This window comes from Neorhizobium sp. DAR64862/K0K3 (assembly GCF_050500185.1).
Classification (GTDB): Bacteria; Pseudomonadota; Alphaproteobacteria; order Rhizobiales; family Rhizobiaceae; genus Neorhizobium; species Neorhizobium soli.
Window position 1 is genome coordinate 2,284,519 of sequence record NZ_CP191449.1, and the last position, 18,361, is coordinate 2,302,879.

At 61.4% G+C, this 18,361-nt stretch carries 16 protein-coding genes; 13 read left to right on the forward strand and 3 right to left on the reverse strand.

All coding sequences use genetic code 11. The annotated features are described in order from the left end of the window. Positions 1–4: 4 nt before the first annotated feature. Both treS and glgB read left to right on the forward strand, forming a co-directional pair. Entirely contained in the window at positions 5–3,349 is a 3,345-nt protein-coding gene (treS, locus tag ACQY1L_RS11205; protein ID WP_082471846.1) for a maltose alpha-D-glucosyltransferase, read from the forward strand. Further along, positions 3,349–5,556 (forward strand): 1,4-alpha-glucan branching protein GlgB, encoded by a 2,208-nt coding sequence (glgB, locus tag ACQY1L_RS11210; RefSeq protein WP_430262017.1) that lies wholly within the window; start codon positions 3,349–3,351, stop codon positions 5,554–5,556. The genes treS and glgB overlap by 1 nt, the downstream gene beginning before the upstream one ends. A 55-nt stretch (positions 5,557–5,611) precedes the next feature. Here glgB and ACQY1L_RS11215 read toward each other — a convergent pair whose 3' ends face one another. Then, positions 5,612–6,802 (reverse strand): winged helix-turn-helix domain-containing protein, encoded by a 1,191-nt coding sequence (locus tag ACQY1L_RS11215; protein ID WP_430240908.1) that lies wholly within the window; start codon positions 6,800–6,802, stop codon positions 5,612–5,614. Positions 6,803–6,911: 109 nt separating this feature from the next. Between ACQY1L_RS11215 and ACQY1L_RS11220 the strand changes: the two genes are divergently transcribed. The 3 genes from ACQY1L_RS11220 to ACQY1L_RS11230 are packed head-to-tail and all read left to right on the forward strand — an operon-like array spanning position 6,912 to position 8,784. Then, the gene (locus tag ACQY1L_RS11220) at positions 6,912–7,589 is read left to right on the forward strand and encodes an energy-coupling factor ABC transporter ATP-binding protein (RefSeq protein ID WP_430240909.1); all 678 of its coding nucleotides are present in this window, start codon (positions 6,912–6,914) and stop codon (positions 7,587–7,589) included. Then, positions 7,586–8,191 (forward strand): energy-coupling factor transporter transmembrane component T family protein, encoded by a 606-nt coding sequence (locus ACQY1L_RS11225; RefSeq protein ID WP_192076526.1) that lies wholly within the window; start codon positions 7,586–7,588, stop codon positions 8,189–8,191. Before ACQY1L_RS11220 ends, ACQY1L_RS11225 begins: the two co-directional genes overlap by 4 nt. 29 nt (positions 8,192–8,220) lie before the next feature. Beyond that, positions 8,221–8,784 (forward strand): biotin transporter BioY, encoded by a 564-nt coding sequence (locus tag ACQY1L_RS11230; RefSeq protein WP_062453649.1) that lies wholly within the window; start codon positions 8,221–8,223, stop codon positions 8,782–8,784. 4 nt (positions 8,785–8,788) lie between these two features. On the opposite strand, the gene ACQY1L_RS11235 is transcribed toward ACQY1L_RS11230, so the two are convergent. Next, on the reverse strand, positions 8,789–9,187 hold the full coding sequence (locus tag ACQY1L_RS11235) for an acyl-CoA thioesterase (RefSeq protein ID WP_062453650.1): 399 nt from the start codon (positions 9,185–9,187) through the stop codon (positions 8,789–8,791). 133 nt (positions 9,188–9,320) lie between these two features. On the opposite strand from ACQY1L_RS11235, the gene ACQY1L_RS11240 reads away from it, so the two are divergent. The 5 genes from ACQY1L_RS11240 (at position 9,321) to dxs (ending at position 13,378) form a co-directional block, all read left to right on the forward strand. Then, entirely contained in the window at positions 9,321–10,253 is a 933-nt protein-coding gene (locus ACQY1L_RS11240; RefSeq protein WP_430240910.1) for a histone deacetylase family protein, read from the forward strand. A gap of 5 nt (positions 10,254–10,258) precedes the next feature. Then, the gene (locus ACQY1L_RS11245) at positions 10,259–10,525 is read left to right on the forward strand and encodes an exodeoxyribonuclease VII small subunit (protein ID WP_062454826.1); all 267 of its coding nucleotides are present in this window, start codon (positions 10,259–10,261) and stop codon (positions 10,523–10,525) included. A gap of 68 nt (positions 10,526–10,593) precedes the next feature. After that, the gene (locus tag ACQY1L_RS11250) at positions 10,594–10,905 is read left to right on the forward strand and encodes a nucleotidyltransferase family protein (protein ID WP_430240911.1); all 312 of its coding nucleotides are present in this window, start codon (positions 10,594–10,596) and stop codon (positions 10,903–10,905) included. Further along, positions 10,895–11,257 carry a HepT-like ribonuclease domain-containing protein gene (locus ACQY1L_RS11255; protein WP_430240912.1) on the forward strand — a complete coding sequence of 121 codons (363 nt, stop codon included), beginning with the start codon at positions 10,895–10,897 and terminating at the stop codon, positions 11,255–11,257. The genes ACQY1L_RS11250 and ACQY1L_RS11255 overlap by 11 nt, the downstream gene beginning before the upstream one ends. A gap of 201 nt (positions 11,258–11,458) precedes the next feature. Continuing rightward, a complete protein-coding gene (gene dxs, locus ACQY1L_RS11260; protein ID WP_092661447.1) occupies positions 11,459–13,378 on the forward strand; it encodes a 1-deoxy-D-xylulose-5-phosphate synthase in 1,920 nt (639 codons plus the stop codon). Between the two features lie 103 nt (positions 13,379–13,481). On the opposite strand, the gene ACQY1L_RS11265 is transcribed toward dxs, so the two are convergent. After that, on the reverse strand, positions 13,482–14,492 hold the full coding sequence (locus tag ACQY1L_RS11265) for a DUF4424 domain-containing protein (protein ID WP_430240913.1): 1,011 nt from the start codon (positions 14,490–14,492) through the stop codon (positions 13,482–13,484). Between the two features lie 132 nt (positions 14,493–14,624). Here ACQY1L_RS11265 and ACQY1L_RS11270 point away from each other — a divergent pair, with 132 nt between their 5' ends. From ACQY1L_RS11270 to ACQY1L_RS11280, 3 genes are all read left to right on the forward strand, one after another. Further along, positions 14,625–15,374 (forward strand): TlyA family RNA methyltransferase, encoded by a 750-nt coding sequence (locus ACQY1L_RS11270; protein WP_174195742.1) that lies wholly within the window; start codon positions 14,625–14,627, stop codon positions 15,372–15,374. Then, positions 15,371–16,618, forward strand: a complete 1,248-nt coding sequence (locus ACQY1L_RS11275) for a class I SAM-dependent RNA methyltransferase (protein ID WP_430240914.1) — start codon at positions 15,371–15,373, stop codon at positions 16,616–16,618. The genes ACQY1L_RS11270 and ACQY1L_RS11275 overlap by 4 nt, the downstream gene beginning before the upstream one ends. 133 nt (positions 16,619–16,751) lie before the next feature. Further along, positions 16,752–18,356 (forward strand): peroxidase family protein, encoded by a 1,605-nt coding sequence (locus tag ACQY1L_RS11280; RefSeq protein ID WP_174195741.1) that lies wholly within the window; start codon positions 16,752–16,754, stop codon positions 18,354–18,356. Positions 18,357–18,361: the final 5 nt, after the last annotated feature.

Sequence of the window (18,361 nt, forward strand, 5' to 3'; positions counted from 1 at the left end):
CATCATGGACATCACGAGCGGCCGAAACCAGGGCCAGGACCAGAATCAAGCGATGAACGACGATCCACTATGGTACAAGGATGCAGTTATCTATCAGCTGCATATCAAGTCGTTCTACGACGCCAATGGCGACGGTATCGGCGACTTTCAGGGGCTGCATGAGAAGCTGGATCACGTCGCTTCGCTTGGCGCCAACACGATCTGGCTCTTACCGTTCTTTCCGTCGCCGCGTCGTGACGATGGATACGATATTGCCGATTATACCAGCGTCAGCCCGGACTATGGCACGGTGGAAGAATTCAAGGCGTTCGTGGCTGCTGCCCATGCACGCAATCTGCGTGTGCTGATCGAGCTCGTCATCAACCACACGTCCGACCAGCATCCGTGGTTCCAGCGGGCACGTCATGCGCCTCCCGGTTCGCCGGAGCGGGATTTCTACGTGTGGTCGGATACGGACCAGAAATTCCCGGAAACGCGGATCATCTTTCTCGATACGGAAAAGTCCAACTGGACCTGGGATCCGGTTGCCGGCGCCTATTACTGGCACCGCTTCTATTCGCACCAGCCCGACCTTAACTTCGACAACCCAGCCGTTCTGGAAGAGCTGTTCGAAGTCATGCGTTTCTGGGCCGATACGGGCATCGACGGTTTCCGCCTCGACGCCATCCCGTATCTGATCGAGCGCGAAGGCACGATCAACGAGAACCTGCCGGAAACCCACGACATCCTGAAGAAGATCCGCGCGGCGCTCGACAGCACCCATCCCGGCAAGATGCTGCTGGCGGAAGCCAACCAGTGGCCGGAAGATACGCGCGAATATTTCGGCGATGGCGACGAGTGCAACATGGCGTTCCACTTTCCGCTGATGCCTCGCATGTATATGGCGATAGCCAAGGAAGACCGCTTCCCGATCACCGATATCATGCGCCAGACGCCCGAAATCCCGGACAATTGCCAGTGGGCGATCTTCCTGCGCAACCATGACGAGCTGACGCTCGAGATGGTGACTGACGAAGAGCGCGATTACCTCTGGAACATCTATGCAGCCGACCGGCGCGCCCGCATCAATCTCGGCATCCGCCGCCGCCTTGCGCCACTGATGGAGCGCGACCGCCGCAGGATCGAGCTGATGAACGGCCTGCTGCTGTCCATGCCAGGAACGCCCGTCATCTACTACGGTGACGAGATCGGCATGGGCGACAACATCTATCTGGGCGACCGCGACGGCGTTCGCACGCCGATGCAGTGGTCTCCGGACCGCAATGGCGGTTTCTCCAAGGCCGATCCGGCGCGTCTCGTGCTGCCGCCGGTCATGGATCCTCAGTACGGCTATGAGGCGGTGAATGTCGAAGCGCAGGGCGCCGACGCACATTCGCTGCTGAACTGGATGCGCCGGATGCTTGCGCTGCGCAACAAGCATGCCGCATTCGGCCGCGGCACGCAGCGTTTCCTGACGCCCGGGAACCGCAAGATCCTTGCCTATCTTCGCGAATACGAGGGTGAGACGATCCTGTGCGTCGCCAACCTTTCACGCCTGCCGCAGGCGGTGGAACTGGATTTGTCGCAGTTTGCCGGCTGGGTGCCGATCGAGATGTCCGGCATGTCGCCGTTCCCGCCGATCGGTCAGCTGACCTATCTGCTGACGCTGCCGCCCTACGGCTTCTTCTGGTTCCAGCTGGTGGAAACTTCCGACGGCCCCGTCTGGCGCAAGGAGCCACCGGAGCAGATGCAGGACATGGTGACCATGGTCGTTCGCCGTGACCTGCAGGAGCTCGGCGAAGACTCGCCGCTGTCGAAGATGTTTGCCAAGGATATCCTGCCGCCATACCTCTCGAAACGACGCTGGTTCGGCTCCAAGGGCTCGATCCTCAATTCGGCGCGGCTTGCCAACGTGACGCCGATCGCATTTGCCAACAACATCCTGCTCGGCGAGCTAGAGGTCGATGTTGCCGGCAAGTTGGATACCTATCTCCTGCCGCTCGCCATCGCCTGGGATGAAGCCCAGCCTTCGGCGCTTGCCCAGCAGCTGGCGCTTGCGCGCATCCGTCAGGGTCGCCGTGTCGGCTTCCTGACCGACGGCTTTGCGATGGAAGGGCTGGCGCGCGGCGTGATCCGCGGACTGTCCGAACGGGCCGTGATCTCGGGCGTTTCAGGCGCCCTTGAATTCGTCGGCACCGACACTCTCGACCAGCTCAACTTCAACGACGACATGCCTGTGACCTGGCTTTCGGCCGAACAGTCGAACAGCTCGCTGATCATCGGTGATCTCGCCATGGTAAAGCTGATCCGTCACATCTTCCCGGGTATCCACCCGGAAGTGGAGATGACGCGTTATCTCACCAATGTCGGCTACCAGAATACGGGACAGCTGCTCGGCGAAGTCGCCCGCACCTCGCCGGAGGGCAACCGCTACACGATGATCATCGTGCAGCGCGCGATCCGCAATCAGGGCGATGCCTGGAACTGGATGCTCGGCAACCTGCGCCGCGCAATCGACGAGATCGTGGTGACCGGGCTCGAGGGCGAAGGGATCGACGAGCACTTCAAGCCGCTCGTCAATCTTTCGGCCACCATCGGAACACGGCTTGGTGAGCTGCATGTCGCACTGGCCCAGCCGACCGATGACGAGGCATTCAGCCCGATCTGGGCTGGCGACGCCGATATCTCGAGATGGCGCGCGGGCGTAACGGCTCAGATCGACCAGAGCCTGACCATGCTCGAACTGAACAGCGAGGGACTGGAAGGTCGCGCCGCAGAGGACGCACGCATGATCCTCAGCCGTCGCGAAGACCTGTTCGGCCTTGTCGAGACGCTGTCCGGCTTTGCCATTTCGACGCTGATGACCCGTACCCACGGTGACTTCCACCTCGGCCAGATCCTGGTGGCAGAAGGCGACGCCTATATCATCGACTTCGAGGGCGAACCTGCCCGCGATCTCGAGGAACGTCGTGCAAAGTCCAACCCGCTGCGCGATGTGGCCGGCCTCCTACGGTCGCTCAGCTATCTCGCAGCCTCGGCCGATCTCGATCGGGAAGTCGTCAGCGAAGTGGACGACGCCCGTCATCCGGAGCTCGTCAGCCGCTTCATCGACAAGGCGGAACCGGCATTCCTGCAGGCCTATTTCGATGCTGTGGAAAAGTCCGACTCGCTCAACATCCCGCACGAGAAGCGGTCGAAAATACTCGACCTCTTCCTGCTGGAAAAGGCCGCCTACGAGATCGCCTACGAAGTGCGCAGCCGGCCGAAGTGGCTGCCCCTGCCGCTCGCCGGCTTTGCGACCATCGCGGCGCGACTTCTCGACACCGACAGCAATTCCACCCCTGATGCACCCAAGGGAGAGACAGAGTGATGCGATACGAGCGCACGGACCTCATCATCGGAACCGTTGAGGAGGGCCTCCAGGCCCTCGTCGACGGCCGTCATGGCGATCCCTTTTCCATTCTCGGCCGCCATCAGTACGGCGACCTCACCGTGGTGCGGGTGCTGCTTCCCGGGGCGCTTTCGGTTGAGGTCGTCGAGCGCGATACGGCCAAGGTCGTCGCGGAGCTGGACAGCATCCACCCCGGCGGTCTGTTTGCCGGCGTGACCAATTCGACTGCGCCCTATTTCCTGCGCATCGAATGGCCGGAAGCGATCCAGGAAACCGAGGATTCCTATTCCTTTCCGCCACTGCTCGGCGATCTCGATCTGCACCTGTTCGGTCAGGGCACCCATTACGATCTCGGCCGCACGCTCGGCGCGATCCCGATGGAAGTGGATGGCGTTGCCGGCGTGCGTTTCGCCGTCTGGGCACCGAACGCCACCCGGCTTTCGGTCGTGGGCGATTTCAACGCCTGGGACGGACGCCGTCATCCGATGCGGCTGCGGCCGCAGGCCGGTGTCTGGGAACTGTTCGTGCCTCGTCTGACCCATGGCGAACGCTACAAGTTCGAGATTCTCGACGCTCACGGCAATATGCTGGCGCAGAAAGCCGACCCGATCGCGCGGGCGTCCGAAGCTGCCCCGTCGACTGCCTCCGTCATCGCCTCGTCCAAGCCGTTCCGCTGGACCGATGGCGACTGGATGGCGGCACAGGCTAAGGACCGTGCCCGCGAAGGCGCGATGTCCGTCTACGAGGTGCATCTCGGTTCCTGGGTGCGGATTGCCGAGGAAGGCAACCGGACGCTTGACTGGGTGGAACTCAGCCAGCGCCTGGTGCCTTACGTCAAGAAGCTTGGCTTTACCCATATCGAGATGCTGCCGATCATGGAGCATCCGTTTGGCGGATCCTGGGGCTACCAGCCGCTCGGTCTGTTTGCGCCGACCGGACGCTACGGCACGCCTGAAGACTTCGCCTACTTCATCGATCGCTGCCATGCCGCCGGTATCGGCGTCATCCTCGACTGGGTGCCAGCGCATTTCCCGACAGACGTCTGGGGTCTGGCGCAGTTCGACGGGACGGCGCTCTATGAGCATGCCGATCCGCGCGAAGGTTTCCACAAGGACTGGAACACGCTGATCTACAATCTCGGCCGCAACGAGGTGAAGGGCTTCCTGATCGCGTCTGCGCTGGAGTGGCTTGATCATTTCCACATCGATGCGCTGCGGGTCGATGCGGTCGCCTCCATGCTCTACCGCGACTACAGCCGCGATCACGGCGAGTGGATCCCCAACAAGTTCGGTGGCCGGGAAAATCTCGAATCCGTCGAGTTCTTCAAGCATTTAAACAGCATCATCCATGAGCGCTGCCCGCATGCCTTCACAGTCGCCGAGGAATTGACCGCCTGGCCGGGTGTGACCGAAAGCGTCGAGCAGGGCGGACTGGGCTTCGACTTCAAGTGGAACATGGGCTGGATGCACGACACGCTCCATTACATGGAGGAAGATCCGGTCTATCGCAAATACCAGCACGGAAGCCTGACCTTCGGCATGGTCTATGCCTATTCCGAACGCTTCATGCTGCCGCTGTCCCATGACGAAGTGGTGCACGGCAAGGGCTCGCTGTTCGGCAAGATGCCGGGCGACCACTGGCAGAAGATGGCCAATCTTCGCGCCTATTACGGTTTCATGTGGGGCCATCCGGGCAAGAAGCTGATGTTCATGGGCGGCGAAGTCGCTCAGGTGACCGAGTGGAACCATGACGCATCCGTTGTCTGGGATCTGTTGGATAGCCCTCAGCATGCGGGCATGCAGCGGTTGATCGCCGATCTCAACGCGATCTATTCGGCTGAGCCGGCGCTTCAGTATGGCGATGTTCATCCTGAAGGCTTCGAATGGGCCGTATCCGACGATGCGGAAAACTCCGTCACCGCGATGCTGCGTCTGTCGCAGGATCGGCAGTCGGCGATTATCGTCGCGTCCAACATGACGCCGGTGCCGCGGCATGGCTACCGGATCGGCGTGCCGTTCGAGGGACGCTGGGAAGTGGTGCTGAATACCGATGCCGCGATCTACGGCGGCACCAATTTCGGCCAGACCGAAGCCTGGACGGAAAACCAGTCGGCGCATGGCAAGACGGCATCCATCGCTCTCGACATTCCGCCACTTGCGACGGTGTATCTGCGGTGGCGGGGTTAAATCCCCGGCATCACCCGGATTGAGCGCTTCCAAAAGATGAAACGGCTGACGGGACCTAGTCCCGCCAGCCGTCCCGATAGACGACCTTGTCCACGCCGGCAAATCGCCCGACCCGCTGCAGCTCGGCATCGAGCTTGTCCAGCCTGCCCGCGGATGCCCGGACGCCCTTTTCCAGCCACAGCCGCCTGACATCGAGCACGCCGGACTTGCGCTCCGCCTTCATGTCGATGCGACCGATCATGCGGTCGCCTTCCAGAAGCGGAAAGACATAATAGCCGTATTGGCGCTTCGGCTCCGGCACAAAAACCTCGATACGGTAGAAGAAATCGAACAGCCGCACCGCCCGGTCACGGTTGCGCAAAAGCGGATCGAAGGGGCTCAGCACCCTCACCCGTGCCGGCGGCTCTGGAATATCACCGAGGTTTTCGGGAAAGCCTGCAAAGGCAAAGCAGGCGCGCGGTCGGCTGCCGTCGGCGGCTTCGATCAGGACTTCGACGAGTTCGTCGCGATGGGCTTTCACCCAGTCCCTCGCCTCTTCCGGCGTGACGATATCCCAGAAGGCAGCGAGTTCTCCCGATGTGGCAAAGCCGAGCTTTTCCATCGCGCTGCGGCAGGCCCAGTCGATGAAGTCCTCGTGGCTGACATTCGGTTCGTGATGGTGGGCGGCAATAACGCGCTCGGTCAGATCGTAGATCTTCTGGAAATTCACCCGGCCTGCAATCGAAAGCTTGCCGGTGTGCCAGTAATATTCGAGCGCCGTCTTGTTCGGGTGCCAGTTCCACCAGCCGCCGGATTTGTGATCCTCCATCTTCATGTCGCGCGACATGATCGCGCCGTTTTCCGAAATGTGCCGGAACGTGTCCTCGAAGGCGGAATCGAAACTCTCGCCATGCCATTTGCGCCAGCGGTCGGCCAGAATCGGTTCGCGGCGGCGGAAGCGATGCTTCCAGTAGCGGAACAGACGCGCCGGAATGATCGAGGCGTCGTGGGTCCAGTGCTCGAACAGCTCGCCGTCTTTTTCCAGAAGCGATGTCAGATGCTCTCGCCGATAGGTCTGGTTGCGCGAAAACAGGATCATGTGATGGGCGCGCTCGACGGTGGCGATACTATCCACCTGCACGAAGCCCAGATCATCGATCAGTTGCAGAAGACCGGCCTTGTTGAGCGCACGGGTCGGCGGTGCGGAAAGCTGCTGCCGTTCGATGAAAATCCGTCTTGCGCGGGCATTGTCGATCAGAATCGCCATGGCAACGAGACTAGGGCGACAGTGGACCGGATGCAATGTTCACTTTTCATTCCGCCTTCCCGCTCTGCTCCCGCCGCGATATAGACCGTTCAGCAACCGAGGACCGGCATTGGACATCCATTTCGACAAGGCCGAAGCCCGCTTCGACGGGCGTGTCACGCTGCATCCGCTGACGGTGCGGCTGACCGAGCGCCGCATCGGCGTGATCGGCCTCAACGGCTCCGGCAAGACAACGTTTGCGCGGATGATCAATGGGCTGGTTTCTCCCGCAAACGGGAAAGTCGTGGTCAACGGCTTCGATACGAAGGCAGACGCCGACAGCGCCCGCAGCCAAGTGGGTTTCATCTTCCAGAACCCGCAAAACCAGATCATTCTGCCGATCCTGAAGGAAGACATCGCGCTGGGCCTGACGTCGCGCAAGCTTTCGAAAGGCGAAATCGAGGCCCGCACGACGGCGATCCTCAAGCGCTTCGGCATCGGACATCTTGCCGACCGTCGATCGCACGAGCTTTCCGGCGGCGAATTGCAGCTTGCGGCCTTCGCCTCGGTTCTGGTGACAGAACCGGACATTTTGATCATGGACGAGCCGACCAACCAGCTGGACCTGAAGAACCGCAACCTGGTGGCCCGCACGATCAGCGAGCTCACCGAAAACGTCATAGTGCTCACCCACGATCTCGATCTCATTGCGGGTTTCGATCGGGTTCTGCTGTTCGACAACGGCCGGCTTGCCGGCGACGGAACGGCTTCCGAGACCATCGCCCGTTACCGCGAGCTTGCGGCATGAAAACGCTTTACGTGGACGGCAGCGGCTTTCTGCACCGGCTTTCGGCCCGGGCGAAGCTTGTGCTGCTGGCTGCCGCAAGCCTTGCTCTGTTCCTCATCCAGTCGCCGTTAGTACTTGGCGTCGGTGCGGTCGCCAGCGGCCTGCTCTTCGCTTCGCTGCGAATCGGATGGCGGCAAACATGGCTGCGGCTGCGGGTTCTTTTCCTCACCATCGCAGCCGTTGCGCTGTTCACGCTGGTTTTCAACAGCCCTGTCGAGGCCGTCAGCGTGTTTTTCCGGCTCTCGGCACTGGCGCTTCTTGCGTCTGCGGTGACAGCCACGACCACTACCGGCGATTTTATTACCGAAGTGACATTTGCGGCCACGCCGCTGGAAAAGCTCGGGCTTGTAAAAGCTGCGGATATCGGCTTGTCGATCGGGCTTGTGCTGCGCTTCATTCCGGAAATCCTGCTGCGTCACCAGGCCATCCGCGATGCGCATATCGCGCGAGGGTTGCGCCCTCGAACCCTCTCCATCATCGTCCCGCTGATCATCCTCACATTGAAGAATGCCGACGAGATTGCCAGCGCAATTGACGCCCGGGCAATCCGTGCGCAGAAGTGATACAGATTCAGTCGTCAAGGAATAGCTATTTGCCTACTCGTGATCTCGTTCTGGCCGCCCTGTTTGCCGCTATCATCATCGTGCTGGGACTGGTGCCGCCGGTCATGCTCGGTTTCATTCCCGTCCCCATCACGGCGCAATCGCTCGGCGTGATGCTGGCCGGCGTCGTGCTCGGCGCCAAGCGCGGCACGATCGCGGTCCTCCTGGTCTTGGTGCTTGCAGCGATCGGTCTGCCGGTTCTGTCCGGCGGCCGCGGCGGCCTTGCCGTCTTCATGGCGCCGACGACCGGTTATCTGATCGGCTGGGTGTTTGCAGCCATGGTAACCGGCTATCTGTCGCAGATCATGGTGGGTCGCGACCAGGCGGGGCTGGTGCAGGGCGTGAACTTCTTTATCGCAGCCCTGATGGGCGGCGTGATCGTGCTTTACGGGATCGGCATCACCTATCTGGCGCTGATCACCGGCATGGGCTTCGTCAAAGCGTTTCTCGGCTCGCTCGCTTTCATTCCGGGCGACGTCCTGAAGGCTGTGATTGCGGCGCTCGCCGGTCGGGCCGTGATGGCAGGCTATCCGCTGCTGCCGCAGCGCGCGTAAGCGGTCAGTCGAGGAACTGATACAGCCAGTCGCGCAGGTCTTCGGGCAGCGCGGCCGGCGTCCGGGTTTCCGGATCGCATGCGGACCAGACGATTTCGGCTTCGGCCACCTCATCGCTGCCGCGCGTGAAGCGGACGATAAAGCCTGCGGACTTGCCGCCGATCTTGCTCACTCCGACATGGGTATGGACGAGATCGCCGAGCTTCAGCGGCATGTGATAGGTGCAGGAGATCTTGCCGACCGCAAAGAACGGGTCATCCGTTGCCGGCTTGCGGCGGTGCCAGAATTCCGTGACCGCCTGTTCCGCAAGGCCGATATAGGCAGCGCGAAACATTTCGCCGTTAAGATCCACATCGCGATAGGCAACGCGAAAATCATGGGTCTTGCCGATATCCTTCGCCATTCCTGCCCGCACTCCAAAAAACGCCTAATGCGCCTACTTCACGGCAAATCCGGTGAAGAGCAAGGGGTATGCGCTTGAAAACATCGCCGTTCTGCGCCATGTCCGAGCTCAACACACCTCACGAGGCCGCCCAATGACCACGCGCCTTTACGAAAACTCCATTTTTCTCGAGCACGCGACGCCGGAAGGCCATCCTGAACGGGCAGACCGGCTGCGTTCGCTCAACATCGCGCTCGAACATCCCAATTTCGACAAGCTCGACCGCAAACAGGCGCCGCAGGCCAATGAAGACACGGTGCTTCTGGCGCATCCGGAAGAACACCTGCGCTGGGTGATGCGCAAGATCCCCGAGGAAGACACGATCCTGCAGATCGAGGCCGATACGCATGTGGGGCCGAAAAGTTTTCAGGCGGCGCTGACCGGTATCGGCGGCGCGATCGCGGCCGTCGACGACGTGATGACCGGCAAGGTGGACAACGCATTCGTTGCCTCGCGTCCGCCGGGACATCACGCGGAAAAGACCAAGGCGATGGGCTTTTGCCTGTTCAACAACATCGCCATCGCCGCCCGCCATGCGCAGCAGACCTATGGCGTCGAACGTGTCGCGATCGTCGACTGGGACGTGCATCACGGCAACGGCACGCAGGACATCTTCTGGGACGATCCGTCCGTTTTGTTTTGCTCGACGCACCAGATGCCGCTTTATCCCGGCACAGGCGCCAGAGACGAGACGGGCACGAAGAACACGATCGTCAACGCGCCGCTTTCGGCCAATGACGGCAGCGACCATTTTCGCGATGCCTTCAAGAGCCGCGTCCTGCCGGCGCTCGAAAACTTCCGCCCGGATCTTGTGCTGATCTCGGCAGGCTTCGATGCGCATCACCGCGATCCGCTGGCGCAGATCAATCTGGTCGGCGACGATTTCGACTGGGCGACCGGCCGGTTGATGGAAATTGCGGGGAAATACGCCGGCAACCGGGTCGTCAGCCTGCTCGAGGGTGGCTATGATCTGGAAGGGCTGGCGGAATCGGCCGGCCTGCATATCTGCAGACTGATGAGAGGATGAAGGACATGACCGAAGCCCCAGGCGAGCCGAACGCTCCGATCGACGTCACTGGTTATTCCTTCGAAAAGGCCGTTGCCGAGCTGGAAAGCATCGTAGCGCGGTTGGAACGCGGCGACGTGGCGCTTGACGAATCCATCGCCATCTACGAGCGCGGCGAAGCGCTGAAGAAGCATTGCGAAAAGCTGCTCAACGCTGCCGAAAGCCGGATCGAAAAGATCCGCCTCGACCGCAGCGGCAAGCCGCAGGGCGTGGAGCCGCTCGACGGCGAGTGAGGCCTTCACTCGCATGAAGCCCTGAGTTGCATCTCGACTGAAATCCCGACCTGCGCTATAGTCTCCCCATGGACAAGGACCAGGTCATCGCCAAGCTTCGGGAGCACGAGGCCGAAATGCGCGCCGCAGGCGCGGAGCAGATGTCGATATTTGGCTCGGTAGCGCGTGGCGAGGCGACGGACGAGTCAGATCTTGATGTTCTGGTAAAGCTGACCGACCCTGTCGCAAAATCGGGCTGGGGCTATTTCAGCGCGCTTGCAATGCTGCAGGAGCGCATCATCAATATCACAGGTTTTGACAAGGTCGATGTCATTGCAGAGCCGATCGAGAAAGAACGCGTTCGGCAATCGGTAGAGAAGGACCGCAAGTTTGCCTTCTAAGCGCCCTTTGACGCGGATGCGCGACATCGTCGAGAACGCGAGATCCATTGTTGATTACACGCACGGGTTTGACCTGCAAACTTACGGCGAAAACAAGCTCGTCCGCGATGCGACCGAGCGATGTTTCGCGCGGATATCGGAAGCCGCTGTCAAGATCGGACCTTTGGCAGAAGAACTGTTTCCAAGCCACGACTGGATCGCGATACGCCATCTCGGTAACATCCTGCGACACGACTACCACGGTTCGCTGAACTCAAGCCTCTGGACGATCCGCACCAACAATCTCCAGCCCCTCCTCACCGACCTCGAAACCTTCCTTTCGCGCTACCCCGTTGATCAGGAAACGCTGTAGGTTCGATATCTTACCCGGCGACCAGGAGTTCGTGCCGTTGGCGACACCCTCCCTTCCCCGAGTCCCTCCCCTTGCCCGTCAGCTGAAATCGATTAAAACCGCGGCAAGGTTGTCTCCGTGGACAACTTGAAAAAGCCGGTTTCATCCTCATGTTGGGGTGATAGTTGCTTTTGAGAACAAAAGAAGAGAAAGCCAGCCTCTGTGACACCCCTGCCCGAGACGCCGCTGCTCGACACCGTCAAGCTTCCCGCCGACCTTCGCAAGATCGATGACCGCGACCTGCCGAAGCTTGCCCGCGAACTGCGTGACGAGATGATCGACGCCGTCTCCAGGACCGGCGGACATCTGGGTGCCGGCCTCGGCGTCACGGAACTGACGATCGCCATCCATAAGGTGTTCAACACGCCTGACGATCGGCTTATCTTCGATGTGGGACACCAGTGCTATCCCCACAAGATCCTGACCGGTCGCCGCGATCGCATCCGCACGCTGCGCCAGGAGGACGGTCTCTCGGGCTTCACGCGCCGGGCGGAAAGCGAATACGATCCGTTCGGTGCAGCGCATTCCTCGACCTCGATTTCGGCCGGCCTCGGCATGGCAGTGGGTTCGGATCTCGCCGGTTCGAAGCGCAATGTGATCGCCGTGATCGGTGATGGCGCGATGTCGGCCGGCATGGCCTATGAGGCGATGAACAATGCCGGTGCGCTCGACGCGCGGCTGATCGTCATCCTCAACGACAACGACATGTCGATCGCGCCGCCGACCGGCGCCATGAGCGCCTATCTCGCCCGCCTTGCTTCCGGCCGCACCTATATGGGCATGCGCGAAGTGGGCAAGAAGCTGACCGGCTATCTCGGCAAGAATATCGACCGGGCGATTACCCGTGCCGTCGAACACGCCCGCGGTTATGTGACCGGCGGCACGATGTTCGAGGAGATGGGTTTCTATCACATCGGCCCGATCGACGGTCATTCGTTCGAGCATCTTCTGCCGGTGCTGCGCAATGTGCGCGACAATGCCAAGGGCCCGGTGCTGATCCATGTCGTCACGCAAAAGGGCAAGGGTTATCCCCCCGCCGAAGCTGCGGCCGACAAGTATCACGGCGTCAACAAGTTCGACGTCATCACCGGCGCGCAGGCCAAGGCCAAGCCAAATGCGCCGTCCTATACCAGCGTGTTCGGCGACGCCCTCGTTCAGGAAGCCGGTTTTGACGACAAGATCGTCGGCGTGACTGCCGCGATGCCGAACGGTACGGGGCTGGACAAGCTGCAGCTTGCCTTCCCCAACCGCACATTCGATGTGGGCATTGCCGAACAGCATGCCGTTACCTTTGCGGCAGGCCTTGCGACGGAAGGCTTCAAGCCGTTCTGCGCGCTCTATTCCACCTTCCTGCAGCGCGGTTACGACCAGGTTGTCCACGACGTGGCGATCCAGGGTCTGCCGGTGCGCTTCCCGATCGACCGCGCCGGTTTCGTCGGTGCTGACGGGCCGACCCATGCCGGTTCGTTCGACACGACCTTTCTTGCGACTCTCCCCGGCATGGTCGTGATGGCCGCCAGCGACGAGGCCGAACTGAAGCATATGGTACGCACTGCCGCGGCCTATGACGAAGGCCCGATCTCGTTCCGCTATCCGCGCGGCGAAGGCGTCGGTATCGAACTGCCGGAACGCGGCCAGATCCTGGAGATCGGCAAGGGCCGCGTCGTCAAGCAGGGCGCGAAAGTGGCGCTTCTCTCGTTCGGCACGCGCCTCAAGGACTGTCTGCTGGCAGCCGAAGATCTCGATGCCGCCGGTCTTTCGACGACGGTTGCAGACGCTCGCTTCGCCAAGCCGCTGGACCACGACCTCATCCGCCAGCTTGCCCGCCATCACGAAGTGCTTGTCACCATCGAGGAAGGCGCCGTCGGCGGCTTCGGCAGCCATGTGCTGCAATTCCTCAGCACGGAAGGTTTGCTCGACCACGGTGTGAAAGTTCGCTCGCTGGTGCTGCCCGATGTCTGGATGGAACAGGCAAGCCCCGACGTGATGTACGCCAAAGCCGGCCTCGACCGCGCCGGCATCGTCAAGACGGTGTTCAATGCGCTGGGCAAGACCCAGGTTGGTGTTGGCGCTGCGGGGTAAAGGCCTCAGCCTCGCTCTCCTTGCCCGTCCGTCTCGTGACTTAGATGTCGTGCTAGCACTCGGCAGGGCGAGATGAAGATGTTCGTCCGGGCGAGTTTGTTCGCTACTCCCCCGCCGTCAGAAACAGCACGTGCAGGTCCTTCTCCGGCGTGAAATCCTCGGCGGTCATCTCGAAGGTTGTCGGGTCGGTTTTCTTGATGTTGGCGGCGCAGAGGCTGACGTAATCCTTGGGGTTGCCCTTGTCGATTGTCAGGCGGAATTTGCCGATGGGGCCGGACCAGTTGGCGCCGGTGGTGAGCACGTAAGATAGCCATTGCTCGGCATAATGCGGGCCGCCCTTGGTGGCTGCGACTTGAAGCTTTGCGGCTGTCTTCATGAAGCTGTCGTCGATGCAGTAGCGTTCGACGTAGCGGGCGTGCTCATAGGCCGGCTTGCCGTTTTCGATGAAGGTCATGGCCACCGTGCCGCCGACGCTCGGTTTGTAGCGGTGGCTGACCTTGACCGGCTTTTGCGCGGGGAACGTCGTCTTCCACCAATAGGCGGAGCGGAGCGTCCATGCCGGCGTGATGTCCTCCTGCCAGCCTTTTCCGGCATCGTAGCGATCGATCCGGACCAAGCCCTTGGCAATGAAGTCGGCCTTGACGTCATCGGGCAGGGTCTTGAGGGCCTCGGTGGTTCTGTCGCTATAGGGCAGAAGCGGTACCTTTTGGGCGACGAGGTCTTCGGTGCGGTCAATGCCGGTGGCAATGATGCGTTGCTGGAGCTGCGGCTTGATCTCGCGGCCGTCCTGCAGGACCGTGAAGCCGAGGAAGTTGTCGGCTTCCGGATCGCCATAGGCGATGTCGCTCTCAGCGCCGCCTGTAATATCCGGCATCGGAAAGGCGATGACGCTTTCGACATCCTTTTCGGTGTCGTTCCTGAAGACGTAGTCGACCCGGACTTCCTGGCGGGAAAGATGAAGATGCTCTTCGGCCATGGTGATATCGGCGGTCTGGACATAGACGAGGCCGCCGGTCGTCAGTTCCGCCGTCGTATCATTGGCGAAAAGCGGCGGTGCAGCCAAAAGCAGGCCGGCCGTCAGCGTGGCCCCGAAAGCGATTGTCCAGCGTCTCATTCATTCCCCTTCCGGTTGGCGCGGCAACAATAGGCAGAAGAAGCGAACTATAAAAGACCGGCTGAGGCTTGTCCGGCAGGTCGAAACGCGATTTTGTCTTGCGTGCGGGGCTCGCCCGCGTCATGGGAAGGCATGTCAGACATTCAACAAAGACTTGACCAGCTTCTGGTCACCCTCAACCTCGTCGACAGCCGCTCGCGCGCGCGCGACGCGATTGCCCGCGGCACCGTCAAGGTCGACGGTCGCATCATTACCAAGTCCGGACAGATCGTGTCCTCGACAGCGCAGATCGAGATGGACGATCCCGCGAGCGCCTATGTGTCGCGCGCGGCGCTGAAGCTGGTTGCCGCACTCGATCACTTCAAGCTCGATCCGACCGGTTGCGAATGTCTCGATGTGGGCGCCTCGACAGGCGGCTTTACCGAAATCCTGCTCGCCCGCGGCGCAGCACATGTGACGGCACTCGATGTCGGCCATGCGCAGATGCATCCGCGGATTGCCGATGATCCACGCGTCAGCAATATCGAGGGGGTCAACGCCCGCTATCTCGAGGCTGACGATATCGACGACCGGCCGATCGATTTCGTCGTTTCGGACGTGTCCTTCATCTCAATCAAGCTGGCCCTGCCGCCGGCGCTGGAACTGGCGCTGCCGGGCAGCTATTGCGCGCTGCTGGTCAAGCCGCAGTTCGAGGCCGGCCGCGACGCGATCGGCAAGCGGGGCCTTTTGAAGGAGCCGGACACGGCACCGGCGGTGGCGGCTGAGCTGGAACGCTGGCTGGTGGAAGACATGGGCTGGGAAAGCCTTGGCCTGATCCCCTCGCCGATTGCCGGCGGTGATGGCAACGAGGAGTTTCTCCTGGCAGGACGGAAGCCGGAATGAGCACGGTTCACGTCACCATCAACCGTCTTGGCGCACAGGGCGACGGTGTCGCCAACGGCGAGGACGGGCCGGTCTATGTTCCCTATGCTCTTCCGGGCGAAACGCTGGCGATCGCCCGCAATGGCGACCACGGCACGGTCATGTCGACGGGCAACCTTTCGCCGGACCGGATCGAACCGGTCTGTCGCCACTTCGGACCCGATGGCGATGCCTGCGGCGGCTGTTCGCTGCAGCATCTCGCCAAGGCGCCGTATAATGACTTCAAGCGCCAGCTCGTCATCGACGCGCTGAAATCCAAGGGCCTGACGCCCGACGTCAAGGAGACGGTCGAGTGTCATCCGGGCGAGCGGCGGCGCACGGTGTTTTCCGCGCGCAAGACGGAGAAGGAGCTTCTGCTGGGCTACAACCGGGCAGAAACGAACCATATCATCTCCATCGTCGAATGTCCGATCGCCGCGCCCGGCATCGTGGCGCGGCTTGATGCGATCCGCGCGATCGGCATGGCGCTCGCAACCGGCTCGGAGACGTTCCGCATTTCGGTGCTCGAAAGCCTCTCCGGTCTCGATATCGCGGCCGAGGGATTGAAGCCGCTTTCGGACAAGCAGCGCCGCAAGGTGACCGAGACGGTTCTGGCGCTGAAGGGCATCGCCCGTGTTTCGGCCAATGGCGAAATCGTGCTGGAGCCGCAAAAGCCGGTGATCGATTTCGGTGGCGTCAAAGTTTCTCCTCCGCCCGGTAGCTTCACGCAGGCGACGAAAGAGGCAGAGGAAGCCATGGCGACGCTGGTGCATGGCCATATGGGCAAGGCCAAGCGGGTGCTGGACCTGTTTGCCGGCTCGGGCACATTTGCGCTGCGAATGGCGAGAACGGCACGCGTGCACGCGGTGGAAAGCGACGACAAGGCATTGAAGGCGCTGGACCATGCGGCCCGCAACAGCCAGGGGCTGAAGCCCGTCAGCATCGAGAAGCGCGATCTCTTCCGCCGACCGCTGATCCCGATGGACCTGAAGCACTTCGATGCCGTCGTCTTCGACCCGCCGCGGGCGGGTGCCGAAGTGCAGGTCAAGGAACTGGCGCGCTCGAACATCAAGACGATTGCTGCGGTCAGCTGCAATCCCCTGACGCTCGCACGCGACCTGAGGATCCTGGTCGATGCGGGATACCGGATTGTCTCGGTCACCCCGGTTGACCAGTTTCTCTGGTCGCCGCATGTCGAAGCCGTCGCGCTGCTCAGCAAAGTTTGACGCTAGTCTTGACAGAACGCAATTCGGTTGTGCAACCTTGGTTTACAACCTAGCCATAGAGGCGTAGCTTTCCCGTGTCGCATCCAAGGCGGCAAATGACTTGCCGCCAGTGCGATCTCCAAGGGGGGAAAGCATGGCACAGATCGCAATGCATGGGCATGGCGTGCGCGGCATGAAGCCGGAAACGCTGCATTCTTTCGACGGCATCGGTGATCCCGGGAAATTCGGGATCATGTTTCCCAATCTCTTACCGTTTTCGGCAAGCGACGATGCGCTTGCCGCCCTGGCCAAGTCTATGGCGGATAAACTGCTCGACGACGGCAACCCGGAACCGGGCAAGGACAACCCGAACATTCCGGCCGGCTACACCTATCTTGGCCAGTTCATCGACCATGATATCACGCTCGACACGACGCCTCTCGACCAGCAGCATGCCGACCCGAAGGCGACCACCAACTTCCGGACACCGGCGCTCGATCTCGATTCGCTCTACGGCGATGGGCCGGGTATCCATCCCTATCTTTACCAACGCGACGTCGAAACGCTGCAAACTTCCGGCAAACTGTTGATCGGACGGGCAGCGGCGTCATCGGATCAGCAAGGCGCTGCGATCCCGGATCTTCCCAACGACCTTCCACGCAACCAGGAGGGCCACGCGCTCATCTTCGACGAACGCAACGATGAGAACCTGCTGGTGGCACAGACGCATCTGCTGATGCTGAAGTTTCACAACAAGGTGTTCGACAAGGTCGCATCGGAAAGGCCTGACCTCAAGGGCACCGCGCTCTTCAAAGAGGCTCGGCGGATCGTCACCTGGCACTACCAGTGGATTGTGCTGTTCGATTTCGTCGAACGTCTGACCGAGCCCGGCTTGATCCAGAAGATCAAGAAGGAGGGTCGGCGGTTCTACCGGTTCAAGCAGCGGCCCTATATGCCCGCCGAATTCGGCGCCGCGTGCTACCGGCTCGGCCATTCGATGGTACGGGAAAGCTATAGCCACAACCGGGTGTTCAACCCTACAGCCGATAGTCTTGCGAACGCGACGCTCGACCTTCTGTTCCTGTTCACCGGAAAGTCCGGGAACATTACCGGCGAACTCGCCAACGACCCGGGCGTCGGGTTTGCCGCGCTCCCGTCGAACTGGGTCGTCGACTGGCGGCGGTTCTACGATCTGGATACGCCCGAAGGCGAGAAGGAGACTAATTTCGCCATCAACCACAGCCGGCGACTGGACCCGTTCATCACACCCGCCCTGCACACCCTGCCCGGCGGACCTGGTGATGGCTCGGTTGCATCGCGGGAATTTGACCTTGCCTTCCGCAACCTGCGTCGCGGCGTACAGATCGGACTTCCCTCCGGGCAAGCAATCTGTCGCGCCATGGGTCTTCAGCCACTGACGCCCGAGCAGATTGCCACGGGTCCGGACGGCAAGGCGGCCAAGCAGCACAAGATGCTCGAGGAAACACCGCTGTGGTATTACGTTCTCAAGGAAGCGGAGGTCTTCAACAAGGGAAGACGGCTCGGGCCGATGGCATCCACCATCATCGCCGAGACATTCCTCGGCATGGTGCATGGCGACCACGAGTCGTTCCTGTGGCTGCGCTCCGACTGGAAGCCGGAACTGCCGAGCGACACGCCCGGCCACTTTACCATGGCCGATCTCGTCAAGTTCGTCGGTGACGTCAATCCTCTCGGTGCGGCTGTGCCGCAACCCGCAGAAGAGAAGGTCGACGGCTGACGGGT